The organism is Tenacibaculum finnmarkense genomovar ulcerans, assembly GCF_900239495.1.
GTDB classification, from domain to species: domain Bacteria; phylum Bacteroidota; class Bacteroidia; order Flavobacteriales; family Flavobacteriaceae; genus Polaribacter; species Polaribacter ulcerans.
In genome coordinates this window covers 18,495-37,503 of sequence record NZ_OENE01000035.1, presented here as the reverse complement: position 1 = coordinate 37,503, position 19,009 = coordinate 18,495, and the positions used below count along the sequence as shown (strand labels likewise).

Below are 19,009 nucleotides of genomic sequence, written 5' to 3'. Positions count from 1 at the left end.
ATTGGCGTAAAAAGCAGGTAATTCACCATTAAGTGTAGCGGCATCTACATTTAACTTATCGACATCTGATTTTTGTAGATTATCTTCGTTAAATATCTTTTTAAAACCAGTAGCTACACCATTGTCGTCATAACCTTGATGATACAATGTATTAGAACGTGTATCTTTCCACAATGTAAATGCACGAAGTTTTAAATTCTGACTGCCCTCTGTTTTCGATCCGAAAAAAAAGTGAACAGATGACCCATATTGATAAGGATAGCCTGTTGACCCAGTAGAGTTGATTGAAAGTGATATCCCTGAGCCTTTTAATTCTGGAAATAAAGCTTTTCCTGTTTTTGGCTCCAATAACTTTTGACTACTTATAAACGCCCCATTTTCTTCATTTTTTAGCTGATAAATATCATCGTGGTTGTGGTCTTTTTTTGCGTAATATTCAGGCGGATGGTTGCCAAGCTTATGAGCGTTTTTTGCGGTTTGGTTTATACCGAGTTTAGCGTTTAAAAACTGATCTATTTGATGAATTCGATAATACCTGTCGTCGTGATTGTGGTCGGTGTAATTTGATTCCAACGAACTTAATATGCTTTTGTTGAGCACAAGTAATTCACGTAGATAAACATCATTCGCTATCAAAATTCGCATATTAGTTCGCAAACCCGCACCTTTACCGTCATTCGGCGCAATTCCTGTATTAATTCTTTCTGTAAACGCCATTATCTAATCTATATCACAGGTTATATCTTCTCTGTCGCAGGTAATTATCTCTGAGTCTGTTTTAAAAAAAGAAGTTATTTTTTTTTTTGCATTTTGATAAAATTCACTAAAAATCCGTATCATATTATTTTAATTATATATCAAATATCGAGTTACTTCAATCTTTAAAATAGGACAGTGTTTTAAAAGCCCACGATTCCTTTTGTAACAGTTATTTTTAAATTATTTCTGACGGGTTTAATTTTGAACTCAGGAAAAAGAGTAGGATTTTTAAGAATAATCTCTTTCGCCATTATCAAATACTCTTCGCCTGCCACTTTTTTATTTCTTTTCGTTCGAACTAAAAAGTCATTTACTTTTAGATTGACATTTGTTACCGATTTTTCGTAAGGCAGCACGTCGAATTTCATGTGCATTCCTCGTGCGTCTAAGATAAACATCCCGTTATCTACTGTTTTCATAACCGTAAATGCTACAATTGCTTGCTGCAAATATTCTTTTACTTCTTTTCGCTCCTGGATAGTTTGATTGCTTTTCAAATTATCTAACAATTCGCTACCTATTACAGCTTTTATAAACTGATCTTCAACAATTCGAATAGTAGGCATCATCGCTACAAAAGTTTGACGGCTATTAAAAATGTAGTACCATTTATTAAATATGCTCGTTTTATTAACCAACAACTCTTTGTAAACTGTGTAATAATCAGAATTGAACCAATCGAGGAATTTATCCGCAGATTGCTCCATGTAATCTAATAAATCATCTAAAGCTTCATGCCCAGACTTTTTAAAAGACCGTTGCAATTCTTTAAATTGTTTATCGGAAGCTTGTTTTGTGTTTTCCGAATCGACGACAAAAAAACCGGCATCTGAGGCTTGAACTGCACCAATAGGTAAGTACAAATAATAACCAAAATTGGCAACAACCTCTCTAGCCAGTACCTGCGCCTCTATTAATATCGGGTCTGTTTGGGTTTGTTCAAAAACAGCTATCTGAGCTGTTCCGATTAGTGGTTTTAAAAAATTACGGGTTGCTTTTCGTAAATAAGGACTTAGATTTTCAATATTCACAGAACCATTTACAGATATATGTTCACGGAGTTGATCGGTTGTTTGTACTATCATACTTGCGCTGCTTTTTGTGTTCCTGTTGGGTTTTTGTCTAAAGTTGTTAATTCCGTATCTTCAAATGCACCTATTAACTGTGGGTCCCATCCGTTATAATCTTGTATAAATTCGAAAATCTCTAAAGTAGTTTCACGATTCGGCTTCATTAATGCCGATAAAATAAACCAAGCTTCTCTTTTGTCTGATCCGGAACCTGCACCAAGACCTCCAGGAATACCCGCCCCAATTAATGACGGATCAACTCCTGCAGCTGTTAATGCTGCCTGAATACCTGCGGCGGTGTCATCTAAGTAAGCGCCATCTTTGTTTGAGTTCCCTATTTCGGTAATTTTTAAACCTGGTTGCGGCGTGCCATTATCGTCTTTGTAAATCATTGACATTACTGATTTACCACCGTTCTCCACGCCTCGCAAAGCTTTATCTAAACCTTGCACGAAGTCGGTTCTAACACTTTCACGTTTTTCTGGAGTAAATGACTGCCAGTCCTCTTTATATTGACGCTCGAAATACTCTTCGTAAACCTCTATGTGGTAGTTGATGTTTACTTTATCTTCCAAAAACGCTTTTTTGTACTTCGGAATGGAGTTGATTATGTCTAGCCAACCACTACTTTCGATTGATTGCCACTCCGGGTCTGGGTAGTACCCGTTGTTAATTAACGGATAACCAACGGTTCTAATAAAATTATGAATGTTATTTGCTTTGCAATACTCTTTTACTTCAATGGCTGACAAATCACTATCCATTAAAGGTATTATATCGACATATTTAGATGCGACTTCAACGCCTTCCGCCCATTTTGAAGAAACATATACGTTGTTTATTTTGCGATTTTCTTCGCTCATTATTTCAAAACGAGAATCAGCAGTGAACTGCCTTTTTACCTTGTTAATCGTATTAAAATCATTTGATAACACGTATTCAGGAAACGCTAATTCCCAGTATTCCAAGTCAGCAATAATTTCTTTAAAAAACCGCTTCATATTATTGCGTTTAAAAAACGCATGAACATCCTTTAATTCATGCAAGCATTGATGCTGAATTACTCTTTTACCTTTTTCGGTGGTTTCTTTTACGATTATAAAACCAGAACCATAGTGAGCTTTTCGGTTAACTCTTAACCCTGAACGAAGCGACCCGGCAGGTTTTGTTTTTTTTGTTAATTTCTGCGGAAAGTCATTATTAGGCCCCCACGAAGCTACTTTTCCTGCCGCATTTTCAGACTCAACAATAACACTTGTTACCGTAGCGTCTGCTGTTTTTTTCGAAAACGAAACCACCGCTTTTTTACTCCCCCCTGCTATTGCAAAATCTCCTTGAAATATTACACTCATGTTTAATATATTACGTTTTGACCGTTAATTGAAATTATCAATCTGATGTGAATCTTTTTAATTTCTCCGTTTTGCAGCTCTAAATTTCGAGTTCTATTTACAAAGTGATCTGGCTGCTTTTTTATTTTTTCCGCAGATTGAACTGCTTTTATTAATGAAGCTTTTGTTGATTTCCCGATTTTCGGCCTTAATCTTTTAACCTGAGTATAATTATATAAATGACCCCCTGTTTTAGAATTTCGCTGCAAGGACCTGAAAGTAATATCAAAAGGAAACGCATTTCCTTCCTTATCTTTTTGGTCCATAATAGCAAGCGCTTGTTTTAATGATATTTCTTTCATAATGCTAAATACACACAATAGCGACTTTTAAAATAGGACAGCTATTTTTTTCGCAGTTTTAGTCTCGTAAAAAGATGTATTTACATCAAAAACACACTATTTTGAATCGTTTACGGATAAAAACAGTGTGTTTTAGGTGTTTTTTTACGCGATAATCTCATTCTTAAAAACGAAAACAAGCTGAAACACCTATAAAACCTAAGAAGTCAATTCTTGTTTTTTATTTAAAAATCTCTTTAAAAGCTTTTCTTCTCGCCCCGTCCTTTGAATATTGACAATTACCGTTTTTGAAAACAGCGATATATGAAAATCTACCTGGTATTTTAAAGCGTGGTCTGCAATCTCCAATATTCTCTTTCAGGTTTCAACAAATCTTTGTACAATGAATACAATGGTATATCAAACGCATCTGGCAAGTGCGTGGTGTGCTCCTGCTTCATGCTCGAATTTCGCTCATCTTTCTTTACTTTCTGAATACCGTTCTTACCTTCTGATGCTTCCGAACGTTCCAATCCTATAATTAAATCAGGGTTGTTTTGCTCGTTGATTTCAATGGTTGGGTATCGCGAACTAGTAGCCTTCAACATCATATTGATTAATATATACTTATCGTTGTGCGGTGCTACAGGTTTACGCTTACTCTTATCATAAACAGCCCACCCTTTGTTCTGAAGTAATCGAACTAATACATCACCATAAGTCTCATTAGTTCCTCGTTTTACCTTGGCATTACCATCGTGGCCATAATACAAATGCACTACCTTATTTGATAAAGGCGCGTAATACTCAACGAAATCATTAATCAGATCCTCCAAATCTCTTGATTCCGACGACTGACTTGCCCAGAACGATTTTAGAACACGGTATTTGTTTGGGAGTTTTTGGCTAATAACAGCTGAAATAAATGTACCCCAATCAATTGATATTATCAATGGCTTTGAATTATCTATGTCATTATCTTGCTTACAATTAAAAGAAGCTTTTGTATATTCATTTGTAATCCCTTCTAAATATTCATTATCATAATCCGTGTAATAATGCTTCTTAGCGTTTAACTGAGGGTAAAAACCATTTAATATCTCGTTAGGTCTTATGTTTAATATCTCAGCATTATATATTAAATCTGATGGCGATTCGTTTTTCATCTCCTCGAACCATTCCGCCCGTAAATTCAATTTATTAATTAACGCCGATGCTTTTATAAATGCGTATTTTTTAGGGTTTTTACGCGCCACATCTTCCATGTCCGTAAACCATTTACCTTTCTTTGTTATTGGCGTTGACGATGCGTACACTTCAATTCCTAACATTGAACATTTTTCAAATCGTGCTTCCTTTGCTCGATTGGTTGTTTTTACATTATTGTATAATTTAATAGGATCTAATAATGCGGCTTCATCGGACACGATGCCGAAGGAATTTAAACCACGGCCACTTTCAGGATTATCTAAAGAAACTAACTGAAAAGTAGCGCCATTACTGAAATGAATAATATTACCCCATTTATTCGGCGCGTAAATAGGTTCAGCAAATCCTAACGACGCTCCATTTTTACCAACAACATAATCGACACCTTCGTATAGGCCTAAAAGAGCTAATCCTTTTTTGGTAGAAGGCAATGTTCTTGATAAGATTTGCTGATATGTTGATCCAATTAACGCAAAAGAAGCGCCTGGCATTTGCTTTACCATTTCCTTTATAAAGAATGCCAGAATAAATGATTTACCAGTACCACGCCCCCATTCTAAATATATTTTTGTTTTTCCTGATACTGTTACTGCGATAACCGCCGCTAATTGCGCGGCGTTTAAAATTATCTTTAAAAACTTATTCATCGGTTATATCTTCATGATTTACATCTTCAACTTCTAAAGTGTTAAAATCTAAAACACCCGTTTTTAAATGATTCTTGATTGCTTGCTCAACAGCGTTTTCAACAGTAAGCTTAACAGGTTTATTTTCAAGTTTCTCAGGGTTAAAAGACTGACTATCTTCAAACGGCATAGATTCTCGCATTTCAGCTAAAAAACCTTTAGCAGCTTTAAAATCTTTCGCTTCCATTGATTTATTGTACGCATTTAAAGCATATTCATAATGAATTGCCATCCTTCCTGTTCTGTCAGCATTAATAATACTTCCGTATAGTTTTTCGGAATTTTGAACATCTCTAAATGCCTGCGCCCTGGATAGTTTTTCCTCTTTGTAAACCTCCTGTAGTTTTTCCGCCGCTTTTGTTGGTGTGTTCCCTTCTAGCCTCAAAGTCCACGCAGCAAGCCAACGATTTTTAATAGTTATCTGTTTAGTTGTTAATTCGTATTTTTCGGGGTTTTTATAAAAAGCAAATATTTTATCAAAAGAAGAATCTCGCCCCTTTTTTAATTGCAGACCATTTTCCATCTAACTATTTTTTGGTTGATTAATTAATTCATTTAAAACTTGTAGATCTAACTGGTGTTCGAGCAGCTTACTTTTAGCTTTACCGAGTGAAATCTTTTTTTTGGTAGCTACGGCTATTGTTTGTTTTTTTGAAACATCAATAGTGAGGTTGGCTACTTTTGTCTGGTATCTTGAAACTGCTACTCTTTTATTGTTGCGTGCCTGAAGTAATTGCGCGGCGTTTAAATCAGTGTAGTTTCTTGGCGTAATATTTAATATTACTTTGTGAGTTACGTAATGATCTAAAACACGTTGCGCAGTGTCAATAGCATCAAATAAATGCTCAATCTCCAAACACAACGTCAACGCAATACCTTCTTCTGAAGCATGCAGGCTGTTTAGTTTCAATTTTAAAGAAATTGCTTTTTGAAAATCATTCCGTTGTTTAATCGATAACGGGTGTAGCTCGATAGCTAATTGATTTAACCGATAGAAGCCACGGGTAGTTTTGTGTTTTTCTGGAGGTTTTTTATTTATGATTTGCGGTATTTTCTTTTCAGGAACCGCAATTGTTTCAATTTCAGTATCTGTAAATTTCCGTAATTCATGTTTTAATTTCTCTAAATTATAAACACTTTCTTTTCTGGTAAATAAACGCGCTAAGTTTGTATTATGACCTTTTTTTGAAATATATAATAAAACACCTTCGCTGTAATTACAGCCCTCTTTAAACCATTTTTCTATTTTCATAGTGTAAAAATGGTAATTGTCAATATGTTAAAATAGGACACAAAAAAACCACTCATAATAGAGTGGTTTTTTATTTTAAAATATTTACTTATAACATTAATTTACAGGTTGTTTATCTATATCACCTTTATAAATAGGGGCATCGTACATCTGTTTATCCGTGAATACAAATGTAGTTGTGTTTTCACCCTCACTAGCTTGCTCGATTTTCGAACTAGACTCGGTAAGTTTTGCAGCGTATTTTGCTGACCCTACTTGACGCATATTTCCGCTACCGAATTCCGGGACACATACGATTAATTCACGTCCTTTTAATTGACGTTTTGCGCCTAGTAATTCAGGTTTAGAGCCTAATAATTGCAACGTTAACTTATTCTCCTGAACAGGTGATTTTGTTGGGTCGCCAATTTGATTAGTCTCTAAACCGACTGTTTGCTCAATTGCTTTATACTGGGTAAAACCACAGCCTGTTTTAAAGACATGGCTTTCCGTGATCGTTACTAAATCTTCCAATTTAACAGCTGCATCTGGTCCGCATCTTTTTTTAGGCGCATTTACAGTTTCGAAATCCTCTAGAAAAGCAATGAAAACTTCAGTATGTGAAAATGCTCCTGAAACTTCACAACCTGTCGGACCACCGATTGATTCTATTTTAATTTTACTCATCTTCTAACTGCTTTAAGTGAATAAATTTAGCTTTAATTAAAGCTTCCATTAATTCAACATTAGTATTAACCTCTTTTGAAATATGCTTTTCGCCCTGAAATCTAAAAGATGGAACTTTTAACTCGTAAGAAATCCCTTTCTTTGACTTGTAAAGCAACAAATCAACAGGAACTTTTTTTGTATTTTTCTGAATCTCAGCTTTTAAATCATCTTCTAATCCTAAAATTATTTCGTTTGCTTCCGCTAGATTTTCCGTTAAAATAGGGTGTTCCGCCACTTTAATTAAATCAACTATTTCTTTTTCTGTAGCATTTTCAGGAACTTCAATTTGAAGTTCCTGAGCTTTTGCTATTAATGTATTATCTGTACTCATTTTTTAAATTCTTTTTTAAGAGATTAAACAGTTGGTTTGTAAGCATAAACCAATTCGTTAAACAAGAACCCTAAACCTTCACGCCAATCAGCTAAAACATCAACAGTTCTTTTAGCAGATTCAACTCTGATAGGATTCATTTGTTTTTTCGGTCGAATATGCACGAAGTTCTTTGTAGGTGTAGCAAAGATAAGACCCGTACCTGCTAATGAAGGCATTGGTGCCCAATTCACATTCTCGTAGTCATCAATTCTTTTAGCGTTTTTGTCTGAGTAGTTAGCATTTGCACCTAAAGTATCTCTACGATCTTTAAAGTACCATCTTGCTATTTTCGGATCACAACCTAAAGTCATTGGTTTATTCAATAACTTTTCATCGATATTTTCCATAAACTCTTCAATCCCATCAAAAGCAGTGCTTCTTGAAAAAGAAGTTGACAATGCTACTGCGTTAATTAAGCTATGCGCTGTTTTCGTCCCAGCAATACCGTCATCAATCAACTTTTCAATACCATCCATAGTGTCTTTTGCAGATCCAGGAACACCTTTTACAGGTTCTTTATAAACACCTTTACCGTAGGCTTGGTTCTCCAAATCCTCTTTTTGCTGCTCTAAAACATATACTTCAATAAACCATTTAGCAAAAGGCCATTTACTTCGGTCAGCTTCGGCTATTTGTGTCATAAAACCAAGGTAAGACTCTTCTAAAATATCTGGTTGAAAGCCAGAATCTATTTTGATTTTAAACGTAGGGATATCATTTGGCTTAAAGGTAACCCCACCTTTAGCAGTGAAATCACCTTGCCACGGCTGAATAAGCTCGTCCATATATGCCTGTGGCGCCCTGTAAATAGTAGCATCAGAAATAATAGGTGTTGCGTAGCCTGTAGTAACTGTTGGTTGCTTCTGTAAACGAATTAACTCACTAATTTTTCCTTGACCTGGGATGTAATGTGCTCCGTAAGAAGTCACAATATCCGTAACAGTAATAGTATCTGACATTATTAAATATTTTTTAAGATTGATTCTAATTTATTCCCTACAGGGTCTGCAATACTTTCACCCCCACCTAAATTCAACAAATGCGTTGTTCCTTTTCCGCCATCATTAGCACCATACTTAGCAACTAAATTGCTCAAAGCGATAACACCAGCTTCATTTGTCATGGTTGCAGCGTTTTCAACTCCTGCTGTTTTTAAAGCATTCTGAACGGCATTTGTTACTGAAGTATTATCACTTGTTAAGGTTGTGATTTTAGCAGTTGCAGCAATCACTTCATCTTTTGCAGTGGTTGCTTCATTTTTAAATTTTGAAACTTCGGCATCATTTGCTGATAGCTTGTTTTCTATAGCCGTCGCCTGGTCATCTGTTAATAAGATTCCAGTTTCATTTTTTGCATCACTGAAATTCGCGCCTATTACCGCTTCAATCAATGGCGTTTTTAAATTGCTCATTGTATTTTGATTTGATTTGTTATTATTTGTAGTGGTCATTGATAGTATTTTATCAATAGCTGATTGAAATGTTCCTATTTCATCAATTAATCCCTCTTGTAGTGATTCTTCGGGGTTAAAAACATCTCCTTTTAATGCTTTTTCTGAAACGTGAGATCTGTATGCTTTGACGTCATCATGAAATTGCTTTGCAAGCGGATTCAAGAACTTAGTAATTAGAGGTTTAGAATCTCCATCCTTAAGAGCTCTACTTTGTAAGTTCTTTTCAGGCGACAAGTCAGAATAAATCTCTTCTATAGTTGCCCCTTTATTAATAAGAACACCCTCCATGTCAACCTTCTTAATCATCGAACCTATGCAACCTATAAAATCAGCATGTTTATTTGCTGTTATAAAACCAGTCGCTGACGCAGCATAATAAGCCGCAGACCCAATGGTATCATTGGTGTAAGTTCCTGTAGGTTTTGGGTAATTATGTAAGTATTCAGCAAATTCAGAACAACCAGACGCTTGACCACCACCTGAGTTAATATAAAGTAACACTCCTTTTATAGCATTGTCATTTTTCCAAGCATCCATTTGCTTCATAATAGACTGTGTACCTCGCGGTCCACATTCTTGATTGTACTTAAATATTGGATGGTGCATTTTTACAACAGCTACGGATCCGTCGCTATTTTTTTGTGGAGTATCTGATATTTCTCCAGAATTAGATGCGAACTGGTATGTTGTATCGGAAAGCTTAGCCGTTGCTTGCTGAGTACTATTTATAATATTAAATAAAAAAGGGTACAATGATGATTCGCTGCTACCAGCAAACATCCAGTTCGTATTAAGTAAGGAGTATAAATTATTTGAATTCATATTTGTAACGTGCTTTTGTGATTAGCACGTTACAAACATAATTTTACAGGCTGTTTTAAAATAGGACAGCTATTTTGAAGTGTTACTATCTGTTGATGAATACAGGTTTCTGAGGTGTTTTACTTGATACTTTAATACGGATCAAACTACCATCTTCTAGTTTTTTTCCGTTCACAAAATGGTAAGAAAAATCTAACGGGAATAACTTAGATCCGTATATCTTTTCTTGACCGTAATGTTTCGTTCCGATAAGTAGAACTTTATTAGTTATGAATTTGTTAAAGTAAATATCTATTTCTACTAACTGAACTCTTAACTCAAACTCAGCTATTACCGTATAAATAGTACCAGACTTTGTTTTTTTAGGTGTTTCTGATATTTTAATATTTTCAGTCACAGGCATAATGTCTAAACCTGTATCAGTATCCGAAATAATAAGTTCGTTCGAATTAGTATTTGTTAGGATGTGCGGGCAGTAGATTACTTCATTAACAGGTATGATTTGAACATTATACCATCCACCTACCTGTTCTAAATTATCAATAATAGTTGTATTCATATATCTCATTTTAGGACAGAATAATTATTTCATAAAAGTGTCCGAGTCTGCACGCCTTTATTTACAAGGCGTGCAGACGTTTTGTTTTTTGACGTTTTGCGAACTTGTCCACTTATGACATTCGTGACATCGCTCGATATACTGAGTCAGCACTAATTTCATCTTCAGTTATTTGATGATGCTCCAAAAATTGACGAATAGCCAAAATTCTGTTCTGTTTGTTTATGGATTCATATTTCTCATTTATCACTTTAAGATCCTGCCCTATCGAAATGTTGATGTATGAATCAAGATCATTATAGAATATCTTACGGATCCGTTCAGCTAGTTTTTTAAGCTTTACGAAAGAAATGTCAAAACCAACATTCTGAACAATTGCACCTGGCACCTGCAATTGATACGTTGTATGGTGTGGTAATTGTATTTGTTCTTTTTTGTAATTTCGATCTAAGATGTCAATCACAACACCTCCTAACAAGGTAGATTCTTTTACCGTATGCTTTTCGCCGTATTTCTGTGTTAAATATTTCTTTAAATACGGTTTAATTGGGATTTCAAGTGTAATCATTTGAGCGATTTTTTAAAGCGTAAGGTACTGACTTACTTATATTTTAACAACTTTCTTGCTGTAATTAACTCCCGACAATAGCTTTTTATAAATTATTTTAATTTGTTTTTTTTGGTCGATCACTTCAAAATAAATAACGCCTGATTTCTTTAACGCAGCTACTTCTTTTTGTAAAGAAATCAAAGAACCGTCAATTACGACCTCCTTCATCTCGTTTTTACGGCCAGTTTTAGTTGGCGCTGATATTTGTTTGAATATTTTTAATGTTTTTGATTTTTCCATCTTACTTGTTTTGAAAATTTAAATTGTGAATACAAATATAAAATGGGTGGGGTTTTTAAAATAGGACGCTTTTTTTTAAAAAAAACACTTTGTTGAACCTACCCCCTTATTTTCAATAAACAAAGGTCAACAAACAGCAAGATAAAGTCAACTACTTAAAAAACAGTAGGTTATAGTGTTGAACAACTACAAATAAGCGTTGAACTTGTTGAACTACCCCTTTATTTGTTGGAACGTTTTTTTTAAGGTTCAACAAGTTCAACACAAAAAACTATTTATACAACTACATAAAGCATTGATTTATAAGTATATATGATTAATAATATATATAATGTTGTACTGTTGAACTGTTGAACTAAAAACGTTGGTTTTTTACAGTCTTAAAGGTTTTTTTTGAAAAGTCTTTTTATATTAAACGCAATAAAGACCAGGAGAGCGAACTCCTGGTCTTTATTTTAGTTGATGTATTATGTACTATTACGTATATATTCGTGTTGGCAGTAATTAGAGAGACAATCGTTTAAACTCATTGAAAGTAATTTCTTTATCTTGTTCATCAGTTGAACAAAATAAAAAATAACGACCATTTTTTGCTTGAGAAATAAATACATTTCCTTGGTCTTGCTCAAATTCTATATCCTCTGGACTTAACCCTGTTAAATCTGAAACAACCTCAATACCTGTTGAGTTAAAAAACTGAATACTAAAAAATCTACCTTCTTTTAAAATCATAATTTAAGAATAAACTACCGCCAAAAAATGTATAATTAAAAACTAAGGCGGTGTTTTAGTTTTTAATCGTTAATAATAAACTACGTGCCAACAAAGTGTATGAGCGCATATTTTCCCTGCGGGAAAAATTCGCCACATACACCAGGGCGTTATAGGTAAGCATAAGTACCTAAATTAGCACTTATCTTGTATTCGCTATCTGTTATTGAGGGCATCTGTAATGGTTCGCTTTTGTAGTTGTGGAATAAGAAAGGCGTATTATCTACATAGTAAACTTTTTCTTTTAAAGAAATATTATCTTCACATCTACAACGCTCTTTAATAAATGCTTCTAATTCAACTCTGTTTTTTAATTCAAAACCTTTTCTTTTTAATCCCTCAATAACATAATCTTCAAGTTGTTTATTAAGGTCATTGGAAAGCCTACCTATAACATCGTGTATAATGTCATAATTTGGCAAATCCATATCTTCAAATTTTGGTGCTTCTATTCTAGTTAGTTTCATATCTATAAGTTTTAGTGTTTAAATCAAATTACGCATCATACACACAGCGTTAGTAACCATAATCTGCTACTATTCGCATTCTTTACAATGTTCTTTTCTTCTACCGTTTTCGTCTACGGTATAGCCATATCCGTCACAATTACCGCAAATAACGGAATTACTAACAAGGTATAACAAAAATAACTCATTGGCTAGTTCTTCATTATACCCCTCGTCTTTTGGGTAAAATTCATTTATCTTTTTTAAAAATTTTTCCTTCATAAGCGTTACATTTTGTTATACTAGAACGTTAGGCACAATTATTTCTTACACCTAAATATAGATTCAAATATATCGACTAGTCCTTGCATTACGTAGTAAATAAATACTACAAATACTACACCATAACCAGCTAATTGATCTCCGTTTTGTTGGTTTAAAAATTCAAATAAGTTTTCCATAATAAAACTGTGTTTTGGTCTTTTTTTTTAATTGAACTGTCAAGTAATATTTGACAGTTCGTTTTTTTTATTCCGCTTCTTTTTTCAAATCATCAACCATTTCAGAAACTAAGGACTTAATACCCTCCATTATTTCTAAAAGATCACTATCCATTAAGTGTTTAGTTTGTTCTAAGCTTTTAGTGATAAACTGTAATTTCGCTTCATACTTTTCTATTAATCCTTCCATTGTTTTTGGTTTACTGCTGACGTTAAAAACGAAACGCTAACAAGATTTAAAATTCATTTTTTCGTTGCACTACACAACGCTTCTTTGTTCATTTATTTCGCTAAATAAAAATTAATTGCCGCTAATATTTTATTTAGTGTTATACATTTCAGGCTCTAATATATCCCCAATTAACACCGTTTTTAATTCGATAAACCTGCATTTCAGATATACCAAATTCTTTTGCTAATCTTTTTATTGTCGATTTTCTTTTCGGATTAAAAATACGCTTTTTCAATCGCATTACTTTCGTTGCTGTTAATTTAGCGTTGATTGGTTTATGCTTAACAAACCCTCGCATTATCGCAATATATTCAGGGTTTTTGTGTTGGTGTATTTCTTTTTCTCTTTTAGTGGCCCATTTCAAATTACTGATATGATTTTCCGATTTATCATAATTAAGATGGATCACGAAAACACCATTTATGTTGTCCAGGAAGGTTTGAGCAACTAACTTATGAACATAACGCCCTGTTTGATTTCCATTCTCTTTTTTCACAGCTAAACTCCTGTAGCCGTTAGTAAATGATTCTTTTACTAAAAAAGGTTTGTTTTTACAATTTATAACCCGTCCATAAGTTGATATTATAAACTTTTCATTTTTAGAAATAGCATTATCAAATTGTATTTCTGCCCATTTTTCATTATAAAAATTTCTAGTTACCTCTTGTTTCATTTCGTAATATTTTTAGGGTTCAGTTTACATTTTCCTTTATGTGAATCTCTGGATCTCTTACTGGGACAAGCACGTTTACAATGCGGGCAAGTCTTATCAATACTGTCTAGTAAATTAGTTTGATTACCTTCTTTTACTTGGTCAGTATTTGGTCGACCATGGTCAGCACTTGGTTGACTATGGTCAGTATTTGATGAATACGGTAAAGCACTTGGTTGACCATGGTCAGTATTTGGTCGACCATGGTCGGCATCTGTTCCGTTCTTTTCCAATTCTGTTACTTGCATTTTATAAGCAACAAGGCGTTGCTCTAACGATGCTATTAACTTCTGGGTATCTGCTTTTTCAGTTTTTTCTACTTTTAAAACAAATACTTGATTTAGCCAGTAACCTATGTAAGTAACAAACCCGCAGAAAATAAGATTATTTGTAATTTCTGTTATATCTGTTTTGTGCATAATATCTACAATTACACAAAGCATCAGGAAGTCAAAAAACGCAATGGATACAATTACCCACTCTTTTTCTTCAGGAATATTAACGGCTATATTTAGCATTGCTTTTGCTACGAAATATCCAAAAAACAAAGCAGGAATTACACGCAAATAATCGTTTGGAATTAAATATTCAAAAAGCAAATAGAAAAAAGCAGCTTGTTTTATTCCGTAAAAAATATTATAACTTTGAATAGATATAGCTAACGAACGCATAGATGTAAGCGTCTTGTAAAGTGGTTTTTTTTGCTGATTTTCTCGAAATAACTTTATTTGATCTAACATTTTTTCATCTTATTTTAATATAAAGGACGCTTTTTAAACGCCCTTTATTTATCTGATTTAACTATTTATCTAGCTCGGTACTGCTCTAGTTTATCTGTTGGTAAACAGAAATGATCCTTCAGTTTTCTCGGGAAATAATCTACTCGATTACTATATATTTTTTCGTATGCCTCCCAATCTTTTAAGTTTTTAGGAAACAACTTATTACCTGCCTGAAATAGCAAGGAGACATCGTCTTCTTTGAAATCCCAGTACATTCCTATAAAGGTATTGCCTCGGTACATACCTTTTAACCATGTATCTGATTTAATTAAAAGAATCACTCGTACTTCAATCCCTAATAATTTTTCTGATATAATTTCCATCTGTGTTTTTTTAATAAATTCCTGCTTCTTCTAAGATACTTGAGTTATTACTTTCATCTTCTTCATCGTCTTCATCTTCTTTTATTTTATCAAGACAAACTATGTTATTTCGTTTCATGGCCTCGTAATCAAAAGCATAACAACTAGAACCTCCAGTTTTAAATCGTCTGGCTTTCACTAAGCCGATGAAATAGCTTCTACTTTTGAAATAATTACGTAAAGTCACTTCACCAATAGCCTGCACACCTTCTCTTTTCGTACACTCTTTGGTGTAATCTTGATGGACGGAATTCAAACGTAAATAGAGTATTTTACGCCCCTCTTTGTTTTCGTGAACTACCGTTTTCTTTTGCTTACCAATCAATTTCACACTTTCCTTTGTATCAATAGCAAATTGATAACCTTCCGCGATATGCTTGTGCTCGTGCATCCATTGGATAATACTCCAGAATTCAGAAAGGCCGTTAGAGTCTTGTATTGATTCGCTATTTTCAATAATACCAGCAACACATTGCTTGAAAATGCTTTGGTAGTTAAAAGGAAAAGTGATTCTACTTTCTAAAATTTTATAAGTGATTAGTAAAACTGCATAGTTTCCTAGAATTCGTTCTTCGTATTCTTGCTCTTTACCAGGCGCATCCATAACAGCTTTTAATTCACGAATAACTTCATTATATGTTTTGCCAATAGCATCTTCAAACAACTGCCTATGTTGAACAACTTCTAATATTAAAGAGCTTAGTCCTTGCGTGCTGGCGTTCATTAATTTCGTGAAGTTTTCACGTTGAACACTTGTTTTATTACCTAACGGAAATTGCAGACTAATTAGCCTACTTTGTAAAGAGTTATCATCTCTAGTAGGTAGATATTGACCTGCTAAATAAATCCCGCAGTTTATTTTATCCGTTTTGGTCCTGTTATCACTTGTAGCCATTCCTTTTTCTCGCCCCATTCCTTGATGAGCTCCTTTGAGTCCTTGAAACATCTTTTCATCAATAGCATTGTCATTATATTCGTCTAAAAAGACCGTTGCATTTTTAGTTCTTGATAATCGCCTAGAAAAACCAACCAATGTAGAGGTATTCAATTCTAAAGGATCTTCTTTGTAAAAGAAAAAATTCTGTAACATTTTACCAAAAGCTGATTTACCAGAACCTTTTTCACCAAACCCACCTAATAATGGAAAGAAATCATAATTCGTCAAAAATAAATCTCTAAATAACACAGCGAAATTGAATAGAATGCCAACCCTTCCTTTTTCTTCAAACACCGTTAAAAATTGTTGCATCCATTCTTGTAAGGTGATTGTTGCTTTTCTATAGATAAATTTTCTATCATTTTCGTACGGATCATCACCATCTTGATTTTTAACGTGCATTGCCGAATATGCAGGAGAATAATAGTAATCAACCTTTTCGTTAAATTCTTCATCTTCATCAGATGTATCAACGCCTTCTAAATGAATAATTCCGTATTTGTTTACTTCTTGAAATTTATCTTGCCAGTAAACACCATTGGCAAACGCGAAAAACCCTTTGCTGTTCCACCCCATATTTTGGAGTTCTAAAGCAGTGTTAAATTCTCGCAAAACTTTTTGCGCCAATAATTCAAACTGTGCAACTGTTGAACCATTAATAAATATATAATATCCTAAATTTACGAGTCGCTTTTTGAAATCTGTAAAGTTTATAAATGAGTCAGACTCAAAATCAACTAATTCCTTTTTATTATAGATATTAATAACCTCACAAAGTCGCTTGTTTTCTTTGCGCCCTTTTATGTGAAACAATGGTGTTAATTTGAATTGTGTGCCCTGGAAAAATCCGTCACCTTTTGTAAAATGGTAGGTATTACCGATAACACAAAAACGATCTTGTAAAAACTGTGCCTGATCTGCTCCTTCTGGTAAACCTAAAGTATCTTTTGAAATCCCTTTTCCTCCAGACGCTTTTTCAATTTTATTTTGCTTTTCAATTCTTAATTCACTCAGTAAGCTTTTAAAAACTTGCTGTTTTTGATTTAACAGTTTTGCTGCGTGTTTTAAATAACTTTCTTGAACAACTTCGCTGGTTATTTTAAATAATAATTCAGCAATTTTTTTAATAGCATGCTCCTTTTTATAAGGATCTTCTTTGTCGTATTTGTTCAATTCAACAGCGACTTCTTTTTGCAGACGTATAATTTCCTTCTTAACGTTCGCATTCTTTTTAATAGCATCTTTAAGCTCTTTATCTTTTAGAGTCTTAAGTTTTTCCATAGACACTTTTTCTTTTGATAAACCTAAAACAGCAGTCTTTAAACCTAAATCTAAATTGGTTTTTAATAAAATATATTCTTCAGAAAGAAGGTCTAAATTTTTAACGCGCCACTCAAAAGCATCTACTCTATTATCTTTAATAAAAGTAGGCATATCAATTTGCCCTCTGGCGCAATCATCAGGATCAGTTCCGTTAGGTAATGGAACTATCGACACTCGAAAGCCATGCTTTAATAATATTTCTAAATCTCGTTCCGAAGCTTTTACACCGGCTTTGTCTCCATCTCTAAATAAAATAATATGTTCACAAAGACGCTTTAATTTTTTAGCTTGTATTTCTGTTAAAGCTGTTCCGCAGGTTGCGACTGTTTGCGAACATCCTTTCTGGTGCATAGTAATTACATCTGTATATCCTTCAGATATAATTGCAAAACCACTTTTCGCAATACTTCTTTTGGCTAATCGAAATCCGTATAATTCTTCTGATTTATTGTATATTTCTGTTTCAGGACCATTTAAATACTTTGCATATTTTTCAAAAGATTCACCATTTTGTCTGCGCCCTCCAAATGAAATAGTTTCACCATTTTTATTGGTTATAGGGAACATAATTCGTTCCTTATAAAAATCATACGATTTATTATTATCAGCTTTAGAAACACCTATTTTAATGCCTTCAGCAAGTTTTGCATTATCAATTAACGCCTTTGTTACTTCGTTGTTTTTGTGAGCAAAACCAATATTAAACTCTAAAATAGTTCCATCATTGTACCCTAAATTCGCAATGTGTTTTTTCGCCCAATGAGTCTCTGGTAATTCTCTAAAATTTTGATGATATTTCTTAGCAATATTCGTTGTTAATGTCGTTAGCGAAAGTGTTTCTTTTTTCGCTCGAATTACTTCTGGTGATTGAATTTCCTCATCTAAAATAATATTACAAATACCCGCTATAATTTTAACAGCTTCAATAAAATCACATTTTTCATATTCCATTACGAATGTAATTCCGTCACCGCTTATCCCTGATCCGAAATCTTTAAAAATCTCTTTTGATGGTGATACTGATAAACTGGCTGTTTTTTCATCTTTAAATGGTGACTTGCAAAAATAATTCGCTCCTTGTTTCTTTAAGTCACTGCAAAAACTACCGACTACAGTAACAATATCTGCTTCACGAACTCTATCTATCGATTGTTTGGTGTACATAATTTATTTTTCTTTACTAATTCAATATACTCTTTAAGAGTAAGTGCTTTTTTTGATGGTGGTGGTGGTGTTTCCAGATTTTCTAATATTTCCTGTAAATACCTATCCGCTTTTCTTTTAATTCCCGCAGTAATATATTTACTTGAACGGTTTGCTTGAGATATATTCAATTCCTTTTGTAACTGTAATCTCATTTGCTCTTTTGGAGTCAATTTCCTGCAATCTTTTTGGATTTTTTTCATTTAACAATATTCTTAACTTTGTTATTTCGTAGGTGTACTTGCTATTTAAAAGAGCAAGGGCGAAATCTGTATACTCCTCTTTGTTAGCCGTTAAAGCTTCTTGCTGTTGATAATATCTAATTAAA

At 33.7% G+C, this 19,009-nt stretch carries 22 protein-coding genes; all 22 read right to left on the bottom strand.

Translation table 11 applies throughout. The features are described 5' to 3' along the window. Positions 1 to 899: 899 nt before the first annotated feature. Entirely contained in the window at positions 900 to 1,844 is a 945-nt protein-coding gene (locus tag DPIF8902391_RS09840) for a DUF6712 family protein (RefSeq protein WP_172505719.1), read from the bottom strand. Further along, entirely contained in the window at positions 1,841 to 3,181 is a 1,341-nt protein-coding gene (locus tag DPIF8902391_RS09835) for a hypothetical protein (RefSeq protein ID WP_172505718.1), read from the bottom strand. Before DPIF8902391_RS09835 ends, DPIF8902391_RS09840 begins: the two co-directional genes overlap by 4 nt. Before the next feature lie 2 nt (positions 3,182 to 3,183). After that, on the bottom strand, positions 3,184 to 3,522 hold the full coding sequence (locus tag DPIF8902391_RS09830; RefSeq protein WP_172505717.1) for a hypothetical protein: 339 nt from the start codon (positions 3,520 to 3,522) through the stop codon (positions 3,184 to 3,186). 323 nt (positions 3,523 to 3,845) lie between these two features. Continuing rightward, positions 3,846 to 5,357, bottom strand: coding sequence for a hypothetical protein (locus tag DPIF8902391_RS09825; RefSeq protein WP_172505716.1), 1,512 nt, complete (start codon positions 5,355 to 5,357; stop codon positions 3,846 to 3,848). Next, positions 5,350 to 5,919, bottom strand: coding sequence for a hypothetical protein (locus tag DPIF8902391_RS09820; RefSeq protein WP_172505715.1), 570 nt, complete (start codon positions 5,917 to 5,919; stop codon positions 5,350 to 5,352). The genes DPIF8902391_RS09825 and DPIF8902391_RS09820 overlap by 8 nt, the downstream gene beginning before the upstream one ends. Continuing rightward, positions 5,920 to 6,648, bottom strand: coding sequence for a hypothetical protein (locus DPIF8902391_RS09815; RefSeq protein WP_172505714.1), 729 nt, complete (start codon positions 6,646 to 6,648; stop codon positions 5,920 to 5,922). A gap of 96 nt (positions 6,649 to 6,744) precedes the next feature. Continuing rightward, entirely contained in the window at positions 6,745 to 7,314 is a 570-nt protein-coding gene (locus DPIF8902391_RS09810) for a hypothetical protein (RefSeq protein ID WP_172505713.1), read from the bottom strand. Next, positions 7,307 to 7,687, bottom strand: coding sequence for a hypothetical protein (locus DPIF8902391_RS09805; RefSeq protein WP_172505712.1), 381 nt, complete (start codon positions 7,685 to 7,687; stop codon positions 7,307 to 7,309). The genes DPIF8902391_RS09810 and DPIF8902391_RS09805 overlap by 8 nt, the downstream gene beginning before the upstream one ends. A gap of 23 nt (positions 7,688 to 7,710) precedes the next feature. Further along, positions 7,711 to 8,688: a hypothetical protein gene (locus DPIF8902391_RS09800; RefSeq protein ID WP_172505711.1), complete on the bottom strand. Its 978-nt coding sequence runs from the start codon at positions 8,686 to 8,688 to the stop codon at positions 7,711 to 7,713. Between the two features lie 2 nt (positions 8,689 to 8,690). Continuing rightward, entirely contained in the window at positions 8,691 to 9,935 is a 1,245-nt protein-coding gene (locus DPIF8902391_RS09795; RefSeq protein ID WP_172505710.1) for a S49 family peptidase, read from the bottom strand. 154 nt (positions 9,936 to 10,089) lie between these two features. Further along, complete coding sequence (locus DPIF8902391_RS09790; protein WP_172505709.1) at positions 10,090 to 10,563, bottom strand: hypothetical protein; 474 nt, start codon at positions 10,561 to 10,563, stop codon at positions 10,090 to 10,092. 112 nt (positions 10,564 to 10,675) lie between these two features. Further along, a complete protein-coding gene (locus DPIF8902391_RS09785; RefSeq protein ID WP_172505708.1) occupies positions 10,676 to 11,131 on the bottom strand; it encodes a hypothetical protein in 456 nt (151 codons plus the stop codon). 36 nt (positions 11,132 to 11,167) lie between these two features. Next, on the bottom strand, positions 11,168 to 11,413 hold the full coding sequence (locus tag DPIF8902391_RS09780; protein ID WP_172505707.1) for a hypothetical protein: 246 nt from the start codon (positions 11,411 to 11,413) through the stop codon (positions 11,168 to 11,170). Positions 11,414 to 11,917: 504 nt separating this feature from the next. Then, the gene (locus DPIF8902391_RS09775; protein WP_172505706.1) at positions 11,918 to 12,145 is read right to left on the bottom strand and encodes a hypothetical protein; all 228 of its coding nucleotides are present in this window, start codon (positions 12,143 to 12,145) and stop codon (positions 11,918 to 11,920) included. A gap of 149 nt (positions 12,146 to 12,294) precedes the next feature. Beyond that, positions 12,295 to 12,651, bottom strand: coding sequence for a hypothetical protein (locus DPIF8902391_RS09770; RefSeq protein WP_172505705.1), 357 nt, complete (start codon positions 12,649 to 12,651; stop codon positions 12,295 to 12,297). 69 nt (positions 12,652 to 12,720) lie between these two features. After that, a complete protein-coding gene (locus DPIF8902391_RS09765) occupies positions 12,721 to 12,912 on the bottom strand; it encodes a hypothetical protein (RefSeq protein ID WP_172505704.1) in 192 nt (63 codons plus the stop codon). A 246-nt stretch (positions 12,913 to 13,158) separates the two neighbouring features. Next, a complete protein-coding gene (locus tag DPIF8902391_RS09760) occupies positions 13,159 to 13,320 on the bottom strand; it encodes a hypothetical protein (RefSeq protein ID WP_172505703.1) in 162 nt (53 codons plus the stop codon). A 148-nt stretch (positions 13,321 to 13,468) separates the two neighbouring features. Continuing rightward, positions 13,469 to 14,035 (bottom strand): HNH endonuclease, encoded by a 567-nt coding sequence (locus DPIF8902391_RS09755; protein ID WP_172505702.1) that lies wholly within the window; start codon positions 14,033 to 14,035, stop codon positions 13,469 to 13,471. Then, a complete protein-coding gene (locus tag DPIF8902391_RS09750) occupies positions 14,032 to 14,814 on the bottom strand; it encodes a hypothetical protein (RefSeq protein ID WP_172505701.1) in 783 nt (260 codons plus the stop codon). The genes DPIF8902391_RS09755 and DPIF8902391_RS09750 overlap by 4 nt, the downstream gene beginning before the upstream one ends. Before the next feature lie 65 nt (positions 14,815 to 14,879). Continuing rightward, the gene (locus DPIF8902391_RS09745) at positions 14,880 to 15,179 is read right to left on the bottom strand and encodes a hypothetical protein (protein WP_172505700.1); all 300 of its coding nucleotides are present in this window, start codon (positions 15,177 to 15,179) and stop codon (positions 14,880 to 14,882) included. Between the two features lie 10 nt (positions 15,180 to 15,189). Then, positions 15,190 to 18,642, bottom strand: a complete 3,453-nt coding sequence (gene dnaG, locus DPIF8902391_RS09740) for a DNA primase (protein WP_172505699.1) — start codon at positions 18,640 to 18,642, stop codon at positions 15,190 to 15,192. Then, positions 18,621 to 18,884: a hypothetical protein gene (locus DPIF8902391_RS09735; protein WP_172505698.1), complete on the bottom strand. Its 264-nt coding sequence runs from the start codon at positions 18,882 to 18,884 to the stop codon at positions 18,621 to 18,623. The genes dnaG and DPIF8902391_RS09735 overlap by 22 nt, the downstream gene beginning before the upstream one ends. Positions 18,885 to 19,009: the final 125 nt, after the last annotated feature.

What these genes read in the sequence shown, in the direction of transcription:
- DPIF8902391_RS09840 (WP_172505719.1), bottom strand. Translation starts at nt 1,844, where the DNA reads ATGATAGTACAAACAACCGATCAACTCCGTGAACATATATCTGTAAAT.
- DPIF8902391_RS09835 (WP_172505718.1), bottom strand. Translation starts at nt 3,181, where the DNA reads ATGAGTGTAATATTTCAAGGAGATTTTGCAATAGCAGGGGGGAGTAAA.
- DPIF8902391_RS09830 (WP_172505717.1), bottom strand. Translation starts at nt 3,522, where the DNA reads ATGAAAGAAATATCATTAAAACAAGCGCTTGCTATTATGGACCAAAAA.
- DPIF8902391_RS09825 (WP_172505716.1), bottom strand. Translation starts at nt 5,357, where the DNA reads ATGAATAAGTTTTTAAAGATAATTTTAAACGCCGCGCAATTAGCGGCG.
- DPIF8902391_RS09820 (WP_172505715.1), bottom strand. Translation starts at nt 5,919, where the DNA reads ATGGAAAATGGTCTGCAATTAAAAAAGGGGCGAGATTCTTCTTTTGAT.
- DPIF8902391_RS09815 (WP_172505714.1), bottom strand. Translation starts at nt 6,648, where the DNA reads ATGAAAATAGAAAAATGGTTTAAAGAGGGCTGTAATTACAGCGAAGGT.
- DPIF8902391_RS09810 (WP_172505713.1), bottom strand. Translation starts at nt 7,314, where the DNA reads ATGAGTAAAATTAAAATAGAATCAATCGGTGGTCCGACAGGTTGTGAA.
- DPIF8902391_RS09805 (WP_172505712.1), bottom strand. Translation starts at nt 7,687, where the DNA reads ATGAGTACAGATAATACATTAATAGCAAAAGCTCAGGAACTTCAAATT.
- DPIF8902391_RS09800 (WP_172505711.1), bottom strand. Translation starts at nt 8,688, where the DNA reads ATGTCAGATACTATTACTGTTACGGATATTGTGACTTCTTACGGAGCA.
- DPIF8902391_RS09790 (WP_172505709.1), bottom strand. Translation starts at nt 10,563, where the DNA reads ATGAATACAACTATTATTGATAATTTAGAACAGGTAGGTGGATGGTAT.
- DPIF8902391_RS09785 (WP_172505708.1), bottom strand. Translation starts at nt 11,131, where the DNA reads ATGATTACACTTGAAATCCCAATTAAACCGTATTTAAAGAAATATTTA.
- DPIF8902391_RS09780 (WP_172505707.1), bottom strand. Translation starts at nt 11,413, where the DNA reads ATGGAAAAATCAAAAACATTAAAAATATTCAAACAAATATCAGCGCCA.
- DPIF8902391_RS09775 (WP_172505706.1), bottom strand. Translation starts at nt 12,145, where the DNA reads ATGATTTTAAAAGAAGGTAGATTTTTTAGTATTCAGTTTTTTAACTCA.
- DPIF8902391_RS09770 (WP_172505705.1), bottom strand. Translation starts at nt 12,651, where the DNA reads ATGAAACTAACTAGAATAGAAGCACCAAAATTTGAAGATATGGATTTG.
- DPIF8902391_RS09765 (WP_172505704.1), bottom strand. Translation starts at nt 12,912, where the DNA reads ATGAAGGAAAAATTTTTAAAAAAGATAAATGAATTTTACCCAAAAGAC.
- DPIF8902391_RS09760 (WP_172505703.1), bottom strand. Translation starts at nt 13,320, where the DNA reads ATGGAAGGATTAATAGAAAAGTATGAAGCGAAATTACAGTTTATCACT.
- DPIF8902391_RS09755 (WP_172505702.1), bottom strand. Translation starts at nt 14,035, where the DNA reads ATGAAACAAGAGGTAACTAGAAATTTTTATAATGAAAAATGGGCAGAA.
- DPIF8902391_RS09750 (WP_172505701.1), bottom strand. Translation starts at nt 14,814, where the DNA reads ATGTTAGATCAAATAAAGTTATTTCGAGAAAATCAGCAAAAAAAACCA.
- DPIF8902391_RS09745 (WP_172505700.1), bottom strand. Translation starts at nt 15,179, where the DNA reads ATGGAAATTATATCAGAAAAATTATTAGGGATTGAAGTACGAGTGATT.
- dnaG (WP_172505699.1), bottom strand. Translation starts at nt 18,642, where the DNA reads ATGTACACCAAACAATCGATAGATAGAGTTCGTGAAGCAGATATTGTT.
- DPIF8902391_RS09735 (WP_172505698.1), bottom strand. Translation starts at nt 18,884, where the DNA reads ATGAAAAAAATCCAAAAAGATTGCAGGAAATTGACTCCAAAAGAGCAA.